Annotated in this window: 13 protein-coding genes and 1 pseudogene; 8 read left to right on the plus strand and 6 right to left on the minus strand. The window is 71.1% G+C overall.

What is annotated here, in order from left to right:
- Both SM447_RS04315 and SM447_RS04320 read right to left on the minus strand, forming a co-directional pair.
- A pseudogene (locus tag SM447_RS04315) lies at positions 1-864 on the minus strand (hypothetical protein); the annotation flags it as partial.
- A gap of 76 nt (positions 865-940) precedes the next feature.
- Complete coding sequence (locus SM447_RS04320; RefSeq protein ID WP_474571886.1) at positions 941-1,579, minus strand: formylglycine-generating enzyme family protein; 639 nt, start codon at positions 1,577-1,579, stop codon at positions 941-943.
- A gap of 124 nt (positions 1,580-1,703) precedes the next feature.
- Between SM447_RS04320 and SM447_RS04325 the strand changes: the two genes are divergently transcribed.
- Positions 1,704-2,471, plus strand: coding sequence for an SGNH/GDSL hydrolase family protein (locus SM447_RS04325; RefSeq protein ID WP_474571405.1), 768 nt, complete (start codon positions 1,704-1,706; stop codon positions 2,469-2,471).
- 120 nt (positions 2,472-2,591) lie between these two features.
- Here the strand turns inward: SM447_RS04325 and SM447_RS04330 are convergent, their stop codons facing one another.
- Both SM447_RS04330 and SM447_RS04335 read right to left on the minus strand, forming a co-directional pair.
- A complete protein-coding gene (locus SM447_RS04330) occupies positions 2,592-3,884 on the minus strand; it encodes a WD40/YVTN/BNR-like repeat-containing protein (protein ID WP_474571406.1) in 1,293 nt (430 codons plus the stop codon).
- A complete protein-coding gene (locus SM447_RS04335; protein WP_474571407.1) occupies positions 3,877-4,392 on the minus strand; it encodes an RNA polymerase sigma factor in 516 nt (171 codons plus the stop codon). Before SM447_RS04335 ends, SM447_RS04330 begins: the two co-directional genes overlap by 8 nt.
- 107 nt (positions 4,393-4,499) lie before the next feature.
- Between SM447_RS04335 and SM447_RS04340 the strand changes: the two genes are divergently transcribed.
- Positions 4,500-5,390, plus strand: a complete 891-nt coding sequence (locus tag SM447_RS04340; protein ID WP_474571408.1) for a sulfurtransferase — start codon at positions 4,500-4,502, stop codon at positions 5,388-5,390.
- A gap of 77 nt (positions 5,391-5,467) precedes the next feature.
- On the opposite strand, the gene SM447_RS04345 is transcribed toward SM447_RS04340, so the two are convergent.
- Positions 5,468-6,217, minus strand: coding sequence for a TetR/AcrR family transcriptional regulator (locus SM447_RS04345; protein WP_474571409.1), 750 nt, complete (start codon positions 6,215-6,217; stop codon positions 5,468-5,470).
- A gap of 108 nt (positions 6,218-6,325) precedes the next feature.
- On the opposite strand from SM447_RS04345, the gene SM447_RS04350 reads away from it, so the two are divergent.
- The 6 genes from SM447_RS04350 (at position 6,326) to SM447_RS04375 (ending at position 13,752) form a co-directional block, all read left to right on the plus strand.
- Entirely contained in the window at positions 6,326-7,492 is a 1,167-nt protein-coding gene (locus tag SM447_RS04350; protein ID WP_474571410.1) for an FAD-dependent oxidoreductase, read from the plus strand.
- Positions 7,493-7,534: 42 nt separating this feature from the next.
- Positions 7,535-8,161, plus strand: a complete 627-nt coding sequence (locus tag SM447_RS04355) for a TetR/AcrR family transcriptional regulator (RefSeq protein ID WP_474571411.1) — start codon at positions 7,535-7,537, stop codon at positions 8,159-8,161.
- A 261-nt stretch (positions 8,162-8,422) separates the two neighbouring features.
- A complete protein-coding gene (locus SM447_RS04360) occupies positions 8,423-9,760 on the plus strand; it encodes an acetyl-CoA carboxylase biotin carboxylase subunit (RefSeq protein ID WP_474571412.1) in 1,338 nt (445 codons plus the stop codon).
- 155 nt (positions 9,761-9,915) lie between these two features.
- Positions 9,916-10,830, plus strand: coding sequence for a hydroxymethylglutaryl-CoA lyase (locus SM447_RS04365; protein WP_474571413.1), 915 nt, complete (start codon positions 9,916-9,918; stop codon positions 10,828-10,830).
- 155 nt (positions 10,831-10,985) lie between these two features.
- Complete coding sequence (locus SM447_RS04370) at positions 10,986-12,518, plus strand: acyl-CoA carboxylase subunit beta (protein WP_474571414.1); 1,533 nt, start codon at positions 10,986-10,988, stop codon at positions 12,516-12,518.
- Between the two features lie 79 nt (positions 12,519-12,597).
- Positions 12,598-13,752 carry an acyl-CoA dehydrogenase family protein gene (locus SM447_RS04375; protein WP_474571415.1) on the plus strand — a complete coding sequence of 385 codons (1,155 nt, stop codon included), beginning with the start codon at positions 12,598-12,600 and terminating at the stop codon, positions 13,750-13,752.
- A gap of 10 nt (positions 13,753-13,762) precedes the next feature.
- Here SM447_RS04375 and SM447_RS04380 read toward each other — a convergent pair whose 3' ends face one another.
- A complete protein-coding gene (locus SM447_RS04380) occupies positions 13,763-15,166 on the minus strand; it encodes a M48 family metalloprotease (protein WP_474571416.1) in 1,404 nt (467 codons plus the stop codon).
- Positions 15,167-15,244 lie beyond the last annotated feature (78 nt).

Here is a 15,244-nt window from a genome sequence, read left to right on the forward strand (position 1 = left end):
CAGGTTGTGCAACTCGACTGCGGAGTGGACGCGATCCTTCGGGTCGGTCTCGTCTGCCGGTACGAGCGCGAGCGAATCGTAGGTGCAGACCGCCGACCGCCCATCGTCGTCGATCACACACTCCTGCGGCGGTCGGGTGAACGTCACCTTCTCCGGCAGTCGCAACGTGACCCGGACGCCGCTGACCGCCTTCTCGCCCTGGTTGACGATGCGGTACCGCACCGCGCCGGTCTCGCCCGGGTTCAACGTTCCGGTGGGTTCGAGTTTGCCGCCGGCACCGACGCGTACCGACTGCTTGACGTCCGGCGCCACCACCGCCAGGTCGGCCTCGGCATCGTCGACGAGGGCGAGCTTGAACTCCCTCCGGTCGGTGATCCGCTCCGCGCTCTCGCCCCACATCATGCTGACCTCGACGTGGAATTTGCCTTCGAAGGGCTCCGGCCTCCCCGTGGTGTAGATGTCGATGGGGATGTCGGCCGTTCCGCCGGGGGCTGGCCGCAGGTCAGGACGAGCGTGCTGATAGATGGTGCAGTACCAACCGTCGAAGTCGCCGTCGCACTCGCCGGAGCCCGCGGTCTGAGTTGCCCACTTGAGGTAAGCCTTGTCGATCCAGTAGTCCTCCGGTGTGAGAACAGGCCGAACGCGGAACTCGACAACGCTCGGGGTCTCGTCGGTCAGGTTGGTCACCTTCAGGTAGGCCCTCTTCGTCCTGACCCCCGACGTGATCGTCGTGCCGGTCATGTCGAAGGTGAAGCTCGGCTCCGGCTCCGCTGCGAGGGTGGGAGCTGCGGGGACCGCGACCCCGGCAAGCAGAAGCAGCGCGGCAGCGGCTGTCCGGGACAGCCATCGACGGCGAACGGCCACGGCGGGATCCTTCGGGTGTGCAGACGGTGTGGTTGAGGACACTATCCGCAATGAGCCCGCGAGGGTACTACCCCGTTCAGCCGGAGCGTGCCACCCGGAAGCCCACGTCGTCGACGGTGAAGGTCGGATGGCTGCGGCGGCGTACCGAGGCGCGGCAACTCCAGTGCTCGTCGAACCAGCCACCGCCGCGCAGCACCCGGTAGCTGCCGTAGACCTCCGCGTCGTAGAGGTCCCAGCACCAGTCCCACACGTTGCCCAACATGTCGTACAGGCCCCAGGCGTTGGGCAATCGGCCGCCGACCTCGTGAATGCTCCCGTCGGAGTTGTCGCGGTACCAGGCGATCTCATCGAGCGGCCCGTATCGCGGACCGGTGGCGCCGGCCCGGCAGGCGTACTCCCACTCCGCCTCGGTGGGCAGCCGGTAGCCGTCGGCGGAGCGGTCCCAGTCGACCCGCTCGCCGTCGACCCGGTACGCCGGCCGCAGCCCCTCGCGTTCCGAGCGGGCGTTGCAGTAGCGGATCGCGTCCCACCAGGAGACGCTCTCGACGGGTAGCCGGTCACCGGCGGAGGCACTGGGGCGTTCGCCGGTGACCTGCGCGTACTCGACCTGGGTCACCGGATACGCGGCGAGCCGGTACGCCCCGACCTCCACCGCCCAGCGACGCTGGGTCCGTCGATCGGAGAGCAGCACCCGCCCGGCGGAAATGGACACCATCACCCGGGCAGTGTCGATGACGTCCGCCACGTTCCCTCGCACGGGGCAACGCCACGAGGGCGACCGATGTAAAACTCCCGGTGCTAGGTCGTAGGTCGCTACACGCACGTCGGAGGAGTGAGCGGTGCGCTGGCGCAGTTTCGTCGCGGTCGGGGACAGCTTCACCGAGGGCCTGGACGACGCCTACCCGGACGGCAGCTTCCGGGGCTGGGCCGATCTGGTGGCGACCCGGCTCGCCGCCGAGGTCGGCCCGGACTTCACGTACGCCAATCTGGCCATCCGGGGACGGACCTTCCCCAGCGTGGTGGCCGAACAGGCCCCCGCGGCGCTGGCGATGAAGCCCGACCTGATCAGCTTCGCGGCGGGCGGCAACGACGTGCTGCGCCGTAGCTTCGACCCGGACGCCCTGGTCAGCCGCTTCGACGAGGTGGTCGGTCGGTTGCGCAGCGGGGGTGCCGACGTATTGCTGTTCCGGTTCGCCGACGTGATGGCGCGACTGCCCGGGCAGCGGCTGATCGCGCCCCGGGTGGCCCTGCTCAACCGGGCCGTCGGGGAGACCGCCGAGCGGCACGGTGCCATCCTGGTCGACCTGTACGCCGACGACACGTACCTGAACCCGCTGCTCTGGAGCACCGACCGGCTGCACCTGTCCCCGGCCGGGCACCGCCGGGTCGCCGGTCAGGTGCTGACCGCCCTCGGGGTCGGCTGCGACGAGGAGTGGCTGCTGGTGCCGCCGCACCCGGAACCGACCCCCTGGCTCTCCGCCCGCACCGCCGACCTGCGCTGGGCCGGCAAGCACCTGGCCCCCTGGCTCAAGCGCCGCCTCACCGGCCGCTCCTCCGGCGACACCCGAACCGCCAAACGCCCCACCCTCACCCCCCTAACCGACTAACCCCACCCACCCCCACCCCACCTCTTCTCGTTGATCATGAAGTTGTTGCCCAATTTATAGATCGAACAAGGCAATAACCTCATGATCAACGGGGCGGCGGGGTGGATCGGGTGGGGGAGGTCAGTGGAGGTGGCGGGTCCAGGTGCGGGTGTGGGTGGGGCCGGTGCCGAGGGTGGTGTCGGTCGGGGTGGTGACGACGATGGTGTCGTCGGGGAGCACCTGGACCGACGGGGGTTGCTCGCCGTTGCCGAGGCGGCGGCGGAGTTCGGGGGCGTCGAGGTAGCGGTCGCCGGTCCAATAGCCCACGCTGCCCCACGTGTTGGTCACGGCCAGCAGACCACCGTTGAACGCGGCCACCGAGTAGGTGTCCGGCGGCAGCCCGGTCCGCTCCTGCCACCGGTTGCCGATCAACTGCCAGACGCGCTTGCTCTCCGTCATGCCGAAGTCCGTCTCGGACATGCTGACCAGCCAGAGGTGATAACCGTCCGGGGAGACCAGGAGGCGGGCGGCGCCTCGCACGGTGGGCAGCTGCCGCCAGGTCGACGCCGCGTCCCTGCTGACCACCACGTGCAACCGGTCAGCTTCCTGGACGGTCACCCAGAGCCGACCGTCGCCGCCCTCGATGAGCTGGCGGGCGGCATCGCCCCTCAGCACCACCGGAGGTTGGGTCAGGGGAAGGGCACTGACCTCGCCAACGACCTCGGGATGGGCAGGTGTGATCTCCCTGCCGATCCGGTCGAGCCGGTAACGGGAGCACGGGATGTCCTGCACGCCAGTACCGTCCGGACACCGCAGCAGGTAGCCGTTCCGGGTGGCCACGCCGAGCCGGGTGACCTCGGACGGGGAGTCCCGTGGATGCTCGGTGAAGGAGGCACCGCCGTCGGTGGTGACCAGGTAGCCGTCGGGCAGGACCACGGTCAGGGTCCGGCCGTCCACCGGCAGCAGGTAGTACGGCCCGGCCCACCGGGGGTTGTTCGCCGTGTCCGGCAGCGGCCTGCGCTGCCAGGTCTCACCCCCGTCGGCGGTACGGGCGAGGTCGAGCCGACAGCCGATCCGGTCGCTGTCCTCGGGACCGCAGGTGTCGAAGAGGGCCCAGCCGTGCCGGGCGTCGACGAAACGTAGTTCGGCCAACCTTCCGGCGACCCCTACCGGGTTCACCTTCCGCTCGATCACCTGACCGTCCGGCACCGGTGACGGGGTCGGGTCGGGTGGGTCGCGGTCGGCGTCCAGACCGGCGGTGGCGTAGACGCCCGGCCCGGTCAGCAGCAGCACGACCAGCCCGGCCAGCAGGCTCCGCCAACTCCGGCGGCGGCGCATCCGGCGTTGGAGGTCCGAGATGCCGGGCGGGCGGAAGGTCGGTGCGGCGGTCGCCTCGAAGTCGGTGAACAGCTGGTCCAGGTTGATCTCACGCACGGCCGGCCTCCTGCCGCTCGGTGAGGTGGCGGGCCAGGGCCGTGCGGGCCCGGGAGAGCCAGGACTTGACGGTTCCCTGCGGTACGCCGAGCTGTTCGGCGATCTCCGCGACGGTGAGCTGGGTCAGGTGGTGCAGGACGATCGCCCGGCGCTGGGCGGCGGGCAGGATGGCCAGGGCCTCCAGCAGCACCACCCGGTCCGGGCTCGGGCCGGGGACGTGCTCCTCCCGTTGCCGGGCGAGATGGCGGACGGCGGTACGGACCCGACGCAGCCGGCTGGTGGCCAGGTTCCAGGCGACCCGGCGGACGAACGCCGACGGATCGTCGTACCCGCTGATCCGGTCCCAGCGCTCCAGCGTCCGGCAGAACGCCTCCTGGGTGAGGTCCTGCGCCTCGGCATGGTCGCCGAGGTACGCGTAGAGCTGCACCGCCACCCGCTGGAAGTGCGCCTGGTAGAACTCGCTGAAGTCCACCGGTGGTGGGTCGGCCCCTGGTGGCGCTGAGGTCATGGCGGTCCTCGGTGTTCGGCGGCAGTCAGGAGTGTCACGCCCGACGGGCCACATTCGCTGCACCCGAATTCCGATGGCCGCCCGAAGCCCGGCGTACCTTGGGGATCATGTCTGTGCCCAACGATCCCGATCCCCGACTCCAGTCGTACGCGGACCCGCAGCGACTGGTCACCACCGACTGGCTGGCCGAGCACCTGGGCGACGACGGTCTCGTGGTCGTCGAGTCCGACGAGGACGTCCTGCTCTACGACAGCGGCCACATTCCCGGTGCCGTCAAGGTCGACTGGCATCTCGAGCTGAACGATCAGGTGACCCGGGACTACCTGGACGCCGAACGGTTCGCCGAACTCTGTGCGGCCAAGGGCATCGGCCGTGACGACACGGTCGTCTTCTACGGCGACAACTTCAACTGGTGGGCGGCGTACGCCCTCTGGGTCTTCACCCTCTTCGGCCATGCGGACGTGCGGCTGCTCGACGGCGGCCGGCAGAAGTGGATCGCCGAGGGGCGGGAGCTGACCCGCGACAAGCCGACCCGGCCCCGCGCGGACTACCCGGTGCCGCAGCGCGACGACGCGCCGGTGCGGGCGTTCCGTGAGGAGGTGTCGGCGCACGTCGACGCAGGTCGGCCGCTGGTCGACGTGCGGTCGCCGGGTGAGTACACCGGCGAGATGCTGCACATGCCGGACTACCCGCAGGAGGGCGCGCTGCGCGGTGGGCACATCCCGGGGGCGGTGAGCAAGCCGTGGAAGTCCGCCGCCAACGACGACGGCACCTTCAAGTCGGCCGACGAGCTGCGGGCCATCTACGCCGACCAGCTCGGCCTGAGCCCCGACGACGACGTCATCGCCTACTGCCGGATCGGCGAACGCTCCAGTCACACCTGGTTCGTGCTGCGGCACCTGCTCGGCTACCCGAAGGTACGCAACTACGACGGCTCCTGGACCGAGTGGGGCAACCTGGTCCGCGCCCCCGTCGTGAAGGGCCCCGACCCGAGGTGATCTCCTAATTGATCATGAGGTTAGCGGTCGAAATGGAGATCAAACGTGCCGCTAACCTCATGATCAACGGGAGGGGATCAGCCCGGGGCCGGGTCGCGTAGGTAACGCTGGATGGTGGGGGCGAGCCAGTCGATCAGGTCGGCTTGGGAGATGTCGACCATCGGGGGCAGGCGCAGGACGTAGCGGGTCAGCGCGACGCCGAGCAGTTGGCTGGCGACCAGGCCGGCGCGCCGTGGGGCCTCCTCCGGGTCGGCGACCATCCGGGCGACCGCCGGGCCGAGCTGCGTGGCGAAGATGTCGCGTACCCGGTCCGCCCCGCTCGGGTTGGTGCTCGCCGTGCGCAGCAGCGCCGGCAGGGTGGTGTCCCCCTCCCACCTGGTGAAGAAGTAGCTGACCAGCGCCGCGCCGAGGCGGTCGGCCGGCACACCGCTCAGGTCGGGTAGCCGCAGGTCGAACTCGGCCGCGGTGGCGAACAGGTTCTCCTTGCTGCCGTAGTACCGCATCACCATCGACGGGTCGATCCGCGCGTCCGCGGCGATGGCCCGGATCGTCGCCCGGTCGTAGCCGTCGGCGGCGAAGCGGTCGCGGGCGGCTCGCAGGATGGCGGCGCGGGTCGCCGCCGAGGTGCGGCGTCCGCCACCGGCCGCCAGCTCCGAGTCGCGGCGTCCGCCGCCGGCCGCTGCCAGCGCCGCCTCGCGGCCTCCGCCACCCGCCGGCTCCGTGCTGCGGCCCCCGCCACCCGACGGCGGATCCGCGTCGCGGTGTCCGCGGTCGGCCGCCGGCTCCGCGACCGGTTTCCGAGCCCTTCCGGGTACGCCCTCCGTCATGTGACCGACGGTATGCCAACGACTGTTGACTTCTCGATCCGGGGCGTCCTAGCGTTGCCAACAAGCGTTGGCCAACATCTGTTGGCATTCTCCCTGAGGAGGGTCGCCATGCTGCCCGCACGAACGGACGTCCTGGTCGTCGGTGCCGGTCCGACCGGGCTCACCGCGGCGCTCACCCTGGCCCGGCGAGGGGTCGAGGTCACCCTCGTCGACCAGCGGGGGGAGCCCGCGGTGACCTCGCGGGCGGCGGTCGTGCACGCGTACACCCTGGAGGTGCTCGACCGGATCGGAGTCGGCGCGACCCTGGTGGCCCGGGGGCTGCGCTCGGCCCGGTTCAGCGTCCGCGACCGGGACCGGGTGCTGGTCACCGTGCCGTTCGACGGGCTGCCCAGCCGGCACCGGTACGCGCTGATGGTCTCCCAGGCGGTGACCGAGGAGGTGCTCACCGAGCGGCTGGCCGAAGCCGGCGTCCGGGTGCTGCGCCCGTACCGGCTCACCGGGCTGCACCACGACGGCGACGGTGCGATGGCGGACTTCGACGGCACCACCGTCCACGCCGGGTGGGTGATCGGCGCCGACGGCATCCACAGCACCGTGCGTGAGCTGTCCGGCATCACCTTCACCGGGCCGGCGGACTCCGCGGAGTCTTTCGTGCTGGCCGACGTACGCGTCGACAGCAGCCTGCCCCGCGACGGCGCGTCGATCTTCCTCGCCCGAGGCGGACCGCTGGTCTGGGCGCCCCTGCCCGACGGGCGGGTACGCCTCGTCGCCACCGTCGCCGACCCACCCGCCGAGCCGGACCCGGCCTACCTGCAACGCCTGCTCGACGAGCGCGGGCCCCGACGTCGACCGGACCGGGTGCGTGAGGTGCTCTGGTCGTCACGGTTCCGGCTGCACCGACGGGTCGCCGGGACGTTCCGCTCCGGGCGGGTGCTGCTGGCCGGCGACGCCGGACACGTGCACAGCCCGGCCGGTGGGCAGGGCATGAACCTGGGCATCAGCGACGCGGTCGACCTCGGTGACACGCTGGCCGACGTGCTCGCCGGAGCCGCCGAGACCCGGCTGGACGAGTACGCTGCCCGCCGTCGCCCGCTCGCGCACGAAGTGGCCAGCTTCGCCGACCGGCTGACCCGCCTCGCCACCGTGCCGTCCGCCGCCCGTCCGGCCCGGGACGTGCTGCTGCGCCTGATCTCGGTACTGCCGCCGGTGCGGCGGCGGATCGCGCTACGGCTCTCCGGCCTGAACCAGGTTCCCGGCAATCGGACTGGCGGGTAACCACGGCTCCACGCCGTCGACAGCCGGGTCTACGCTGGCCCGGTGACGGTGGAGCAGCAGGCCCGGAGCGCGAACGGCGGGGCCACGGGGGCGGGACGACGCCGGTCCCGCAAGGACGAGATTCTCGAGATCGCGGTGGGTCTGTTCGCCTCCCGGGGCTACCACGGCGTGTCGATGGACGACATCGGCGCGGCAGCCGGCGTGACCGGCCCGGCGCTCTACCACCACTTCGCCGGCAAGGAGGCGATGCTGGTCGCCGCGCTGGTTCCGGTCAGCGAGGGGCTGCTCGAAGGCGGCCGGCAGCGTTCCGCCGCCCATCCCGGCGACCCACGGGCGGTGCTGGAGTCGCTGATCGACTTCCATGTCGACTTCGCGCTCGCGAACCCGGCGGTCATCGCGCTGCACCTGCACGAACTGGACCGGCTGCCGGAGGAGCCCCGCCGGCGCATCCGCCGGCTCCAACGGCTCTACGTCGAGGAGTGGGTCACCGTGCTGACCGTCCTGCACCCGGGGCTCCCCGACGGCGAGGCGCGGGTGCTGGCGCACGCCGCGTTCGGCCTGATGAACTCCACCCCCTTCCTCGGCGGCGAGGTTGACCATCGGCGTCGGGCAGAGCTGCTGCGCGCCGCGACGCTGGCCGCGCTGCTCGCGCCCACCGAGCCCGCCTGATCGTCGCCGTCCGCCGACCCGCGTTCCAGCCCGGCACGGCCAGGAACGGTGTGTTTCCTCACATCCGGCTCGCCGCCGCCGTGCCGGCTGCACCGCCCCGTGGCCGCCGGCCCGCTGCGGCGCAGCCGTGCGTCGCCGTCGGCTGGCGCGTTAAGAAGGGGCCCTTGTTCTACCGCAGGCGTTAACAGGGGGCCCTTCCTTGTACCCGGGGCGGCGTGGTTCCCTAGCACGCGTTCCCACCATCTGGACGCCGGAGGAAGCATGATCGAGTCGCTGCTGGTCGCCAACCGTGGCGAGATCGCCCGCCGGATCATCCGTACCGCCCGGCGGCTCGGGGTGCGCGCAATCGCGGTGCACTCGGAGGCCGACGCCGATCTGCCGTTCGTCGCCGAGGCCGACGAGGCCGTCTGCGTCGGCCCGGCCAACCCGGCACAGAGCTATCGCAACGTCGAGGCGATCCTCGCCGCCGCCCGTTCGACCGGTGCGCAGGCGATCCACCCGGGCTACGGGTTCCTGTCGGAGAACGCCGACTTCGCCCGTACCGTCGAGGCCAGCGGCCTGATCTGGGTCGGGCCCGGCGCGAACGCGATCAGCGCGATGGGCGACAAGATCAATGCGCGGAACCTGATGGCGGCGGCCGGCGTGCCGGTGGCCGCCGGGACCACCGAGCCGGCGGCCGACCTGGTGGCGGCGGTCGCCGCAGCGGCGGAGATCGGCTACCCGGTGATGGTGAAGGCCGCCGCCGGTGGCGGTGGCATGGGCATGGGCGTGGCGGTCGACGAGGCCGCGCTGCGCACCGAGTACGACAAGGTGCGGGCCTTCGCCGAGCGGATGTTCGGCGACGGTTCGGTGCTGCTGGAGCGGTACTTCCCCCGGGTGCGCCACGTCGAGGTGCAGATCCTCGGTCTGGCCGACGGCCGGGTGGTGGCGCTGGGCGAGCGGGAGTGCTCGGTACAGCGGCGCAACCAGAAGCTGGTGGAGGAGTCGCCCTCCCCGGCGGTCTCGCCCGAACTCCGGTCGCGCCTGCTTGCCGCGGCGGTACGCGCCGGTGAGGCGGTCGACTACCGCAACGCGGGCACGGTCGAGTGCCTGCTCGACCCGGCCTCCGGGGAGTTCTTCTTCCTGGAGATGAACACGCGACTCCAGGTGGAGCACCCGGTGACCGAGCTGGTGCACGGCATCGACCTGGTCGAGGAGCAGCTACGGGTGGCCGCCGGCCTGGCGCCGACCTTCGACCCGGACGCGCTGACCCCGCGTGGGCACGCCATCGAGTTGCGGGTCAACGCCGAGGACCCGAAGCGGTTCCTGCCCGGCCCGGGGACGATCAGGACCTGGGTGGAGCCGACCGGCGAGGGGGTACGCGTCGACTCCGGTTATGTCGAGGGGAACACCGTCACCCCGTTCTACGACAGCCTGATGGCCAAGCTGATCGTGCACGGCCGGGACCGGAACGAGGCGATCGCCCGCGCCCGCACGGCGGTGGCCGCCTTCGAACTGGCCGGCCCCAAGAACAACCTCCCCTTCTTCGCCGACCTGCTGGAGAACGAGGAGTTCCTCTCCGGCGACTACGACACCACCATCGTCACCCGCCTCCGCTGACCCACCCGGCGTCGCCTGGTTGATCATGAGGTTGTTGTCGTCCGCTCCGGCGTGGCGGGACAACAACCTCATGATCAACAGGGTGGGGGGAGGGTGGGTGGTGTGACATGCTGGGAGGGTTGGCGACGGGTGGTGTCACAGTGGGGTGATGCGTGATGGCGGATCTGCCGGGTGCGGTGTCCATTCGTGAGGTCGGGCCGCGCGACGGGTTGCAGAACGAGGCGCCGATCCCGACCGACGCCAAGGTGCGGCTGCTCGACGCGCTCTCGCGCACGGGCGTACGACGGATCGAGGCCGTGTCGTTCGTGCACCCGAGGGCGATTCCGCAGATGGCCGACGCCGACGAGGTGTGGCGACGGGCGCAGCGGGTCGACGGGGTGCGCTACTCGGCGCTGGTGCCGAACACGCGCGGCGCGCAGCGCGCCCTCGCCGCCGGATTCACCGAGATCGAGGTGGTCGTCTCGGCCAGCGACACGCACAACCGGCGCAACGTCAACCGCTCCACCGACGAGTCGCTGGACGACATCGCCGAGCTGATCGACCTGCTGCACGGCGCGGGTGCCAGCGCCGAAGTGATCGTCGCGACCAGCTTCGGCTGCCCCTACGAGGGTGACATCGATCCGGCGCGGGTGGCCGCCATCGTGGACCGGGTGGTCCGCGACGGCGCGGACCGCGTCGCGTTCGGCGACACCACCGGCATGGGTACGCCCCGACGCGTCCGTGACCTGCTCACCGCCGTGCGGGACCGCAACGCGGACGTCCCGGTGCTGCTGCACTTCCACAACACCCGGGGAACCGCGTTGGCCAACCTGCTGACCGCGCTGGAGCTCGGGGTGACGGAGTTCGACGCCAGCGTGGGCGGTCTCGGCGGCTGCCCGTACGCCCCCGGGGCCAGCGGCAACCTGGCCACCGAGGAGGCGGTGCACATGCTGCACGACATGGGCATCGACACCGGCATCGACCTGGACGCCCTGATCGAGGTGGCCGAGCTGGCCGAGGAACTGACCGCCCGCAGTCTCCCCTCCGGCGTCCTCCGCGCCGGCCCCCGCACCCGCCTGACCCCCCACTAGCCCCCCACCCCCACCCCCAACCCGGCCTCGCGATCTTGCAATTTCGGTCGGGACAGATCCCCTCTTGTCCGGCATCTCGGCAACCGAAAGTGCAAGATCGCGCGGGGTTGGGGTAGCCTAACGATCGTTCAGGTTGCTTGGGGTGGGGAGCCGCGGTGACGGTTGACGGTGAGGCGCTGGAGCAGCTGCGCAAGCGGGTCCGTGCCGGCGGCGCGGAGAAGTACCACGCGGCGAACGCGGCCAAGGGCAAGCTGTTCGCCCGGGAGCGGGTCGCGCTGCTCGTCGACGAGGGCAGCTTCGTCGAGGACGGCCTCTACGCCAACGCCCTGGCCGAGGGCCTGCCGGCGGACGGCGTGGTCACCGGCACCGCCACCGTCGAGGGCCGTCAGGTCTGCCTGATGGCCAACGACTCCACCGTCAAGGCGGGTAGCTGGGGTGCCCGTACCGTGGAGAAGATCATCCGGATCATCGAGCGGGCGTACGACACCGGTGTACCGATGGTCTACCTGGTCGACTCGGCCGGTGCCCGGATCACCGACCAGGTCGAGCTGTTCCCCGGCCGGCGTGGTGCCGGGAAGATCTTCTGGAACCAGGTCCGCGCCTCCGGATCGATCCCTCAGGTCTGCGCGCTGTTCGGACCGAGCGCCGCCGGCGGCGCCTACATTCCGGCGTTCTGCGACGTGGTCGCCATGGTCGAGGGCAACGCCAGCATGTACCTCGGCTCGGACCGGATGGTCGAGATGGTCACCGGCGAGAAGACCACCCTCGAAGCGATGGGTGGGGCGCGGGTGCACTGCGCCGAGTCCGGCGTCGGACACTTCCTCTGCAAGTCCGAGGCCGAGGCGCTCGACGTGGTCAAGCGCTACCTGTCATACCTGCCGGCGAACTGGACGCAGCAGCCGCCCACCGTGCCCGCCGTCGAGCCACCGGCCAAGGCCGACCTCGCCGCGCTGGTGCCGGCGAGCGAGCGGCAGGCGTTCGACATGCGGCGTTACGTCAAGGGCCTGCTCGACGAGGACAGCTTCTTCGAGATCCAGGCGCTCTGGGCCAAGGAGCTGACCATCGGTTTCGGCCGACTGAACGGCGAGGTCGTCGGCGTGGTCGGCAACAACTCGATGTTCAAGGGTGGGGTGCTCTTCGTCGACTCGGCCGACAAGGCCACCCGTTTCGTGCAGCTGTGCGACGCATTCAACGTGCCGTTGCTGTTCCTCAGCGACGTGCCCGGGTTCATGGTCGGCAGCGCGGTGGAGAAGCAGGGCATCATCCGGCACGGCGCGAAGATGATCACCGCGATCTCCGAGGCGACCGTACCCAAGATCTGCGTGGTGGTCCGCAAGGCGTACGGCGCCGGCCTCTACGCCATGGCCGGACCCGGCTTCGAGCCGGACGCCACCATCGCCCTGCCCACCGCGAAGATCGCGGTGATGGGTGCGGAGGCCGCGGTGAACGCCGTGTACGCCAACAAGATCGCCGCGATCGGGGACGAGGCCGAGCGGGCCGCGTTCGTCGCCGCCCGGCGCGCGGAGTACGAGCAGGACATCGACATCGTCCGGTTGGCCAGCGAGCTGGTGGTCGACGCGATCGTCGAGCCGCAGGAGCTGCGTGCCGAGCTGGTCCGCCGGTTCGCCGCGGCCCGCGGCAAGCAGCGGCACTTCTCCCGTCGACGGCACGGCGTCACCCCGGTCTGAGCCGCCGATCCCGGCACCAGCACGATTCCGTCCCGGCGTCACGAGCGCCCGGCGAACCGTCCACACAGGAGGAAACCCGATGGACTTCCGGCTCACCGAGGAGCACGAGGCGCTGCGCGACAGCGTGCGGGACTTCGCCCGCGAGGTGGTCGCGCCGGTCATCGCCGAGCACTACGAGCAGCACACCTTCCCGTACGAGATCATTCGCCAGATGGGCAAGATGGGTCTGTTCGGCCTGCCCTTCGCCGAGGAGTACGGCGGCATGGGCGGCGACTACTTCGCCCTCTGCCTGGCCCTGGAGGAACTCGCCCGGGTCGACTCCAGCGTGGCGATCACCCTGGAGGCGGCGGTCTCGCTCGGCGCGATGCCGATCTACCGGTTCGGCACGGACGAGCAGAAGGCCCGGTGGCTGCCGAAGCTGCTCAGTGGCGAGGCGCTGGCCGCGTTCGGGCTCACCGAGCCGGGCTTCGGCTCGGACGCGGGCGGCACCGAGACCCGGGCGGTGCTGGACGAGGCCACCGGCGAATGGGTCATCAACGGCGCCAAGGCGTTCATCACCAACTCCGGCACCGACATCACCGCTCTGGTGACCGTCACCGCCGTGACCGGAACCCGGCCGGACGGCTCGAAGGAACTGTCCACCATCATCGTGCCCAGCGGGACGCCCGGCTTCACCGTCGCGCCCGGTTACTCCAAGGTCGGCTGGACCGCCTCCGACACCCACGAGCTGACCTTCGACGACTGCCGGGTGCCGGCGGAGAACCTGCTCGGTGAGCGTGGTCGCGGCTTCGCCCAGTTCCTGCGCATCCTGGACGAGGGTCGGATCGCCATCGCCGCGCTGGCGGTGGGCCTGGCCCAGGGCTGCGTCGACGAGTCGATCAAGTACGCGAAGGAGCGGCACGCCTTCGGTCAGCCGATCGGCAACTACCAGGCGATCCAGTTCAAGATCGCAGATATGGAGCTGAAGGCGTACACCGCGCGGCTGGCCTACTACGACGCGGCGGCCCGGATGCTGGCCGGCGAGCCGTTCAAGCGGCAGGCGGCGATCGCCAAGCTGCACGCCAGCACGATCGCGGTGGACAACGCCCGCGAGGCGACCCAGATCCACGGTGGGTACGGCTTCATGAACGAGTACCCGGTGGCCCGGTTCTGGCGAGACTCCAAGATCCTGGAGATCGGCGAGGGCACCTCCGAGGTGCAGCGCATGATCATCGCTCGCGACCTGGGGATGTGATCCCGGCCGGTCAGCGCGCCGCTCCGGCCGGGGCCAGCCACGAGCGCAGAAGGTCTCTGCCGGCCGGGTCCGTCGGTCCTTCGATCCGGCTGAGCACCTCGCGAGCATCGACCAGCGTCCCGTCCGGCCCGACCAGCACGCCCCGCACGGCCGGGTGCGCCAACCGCCAGCCGCGCCGCATCAGGTTCGCCTCGACCAGCCACACCAGCGCCTCGGGTGGCTGGTCCGTCTCGTAGTCGCGCGGATCGGCCGACAGTTCACTCACCGGCACGTCCATCGCCGCCGCCAGCACTTCCCGGGGGCGGTTCCGGACCACCTCGAACACCTCCAGGTCGTCGGTCGGATTCCGGCCCAGCACCCTCGCCACGTCGGCCCGTACCGAGTCGGCGTCACGGGCCGCGCGTCGGCGCCACCAGTCCTGCGGTGAGTCGGCGAAGGTGAACCACCGGATGTAGCGCGGCCGGGGAATCTCCATGAGCTGGCGTACCAACCGGCGCCGCTCCCGTTCCGCCAGCGGCGCGATCGGCACCGGGTCCGCGGTGCGGGTCGGCAGCAGTGGCTCGGCACCAAGTGCCCGCAGCGCGACGGAGAGCCGGGGATGGACCGTGGCCAGCACCCGCGCGTCGTCGGCGTCCCACTCGGAGTCGGCGAGGCCGTGGCGCAGCACGTGACGCCAGCCCTCGTCGACGTCGCTGATGCCCACCTCGACCGCGCGCCACCAGCGGTGCTCCGGCACTCCGGCGTGCTCCAGGTAGTCGGTGTACCCGTCGGAGACGACGCTGGCCAGTGCGAACGCGCGGGCCGCACGGTCCGTTCCACCGGCCGCGCGTACGGCCGCCTCGTCGGCGTCGCGCTGCACCTCGGTCGCGAAGCCGTCGAGCCTGCTCCGCAACTCGGTCGCCCGCCGCAGGCCGCCACCCTCCTCGTACGACTCCGCCCGTACGGCGTCGGTCCACAGGTCGAGCAGGCCGGCAACCAGACCGGTGTGCCGGTACCGGAGCAGCGCGAGCCGGTGACCGACCAGGGCGCGCAGCTCGTCGGCGGTGAGGCAGTCCAGCAGCGGCAGCCCGATCAGCAGATGACGGTGCCGGTACATCACCGCCAGATCCACCATGGGCGCGGCGGTGAGCAGGATCCGGTCGGGCATCGGGGTGTCCGACTGCCGCGCGGTCCGCTCCACCAGCGCGTACAACTCGGGGTTCCGGTCGGGGGTGACCGGCACCCCGCCTCGGTTGCCGAGGCGGACCGTGCCGGCGTCGAAGAGCGCGAGGACCGCACCCCACACCAGCACCGCCGGCATGACGACCGCCAGCGCCAGCGGGTAGAGCAGCGTGCCGAGCAGCCCGTCGTGACGCGCCAGCAGCCAGCGGGCCTGCCAGGTCCCGAGACCACCGGGCATCCGGTCGTACGACATGGGCGGCATTGTCACCGCCGATCGGAGGTCTCATCAATGGCTGTTCGTCTTGTGCCGGCCACCGCCCGGGCGTTGTCA

The organism is Micromonospora aridisoli (genome assembly GCF_056150025.1).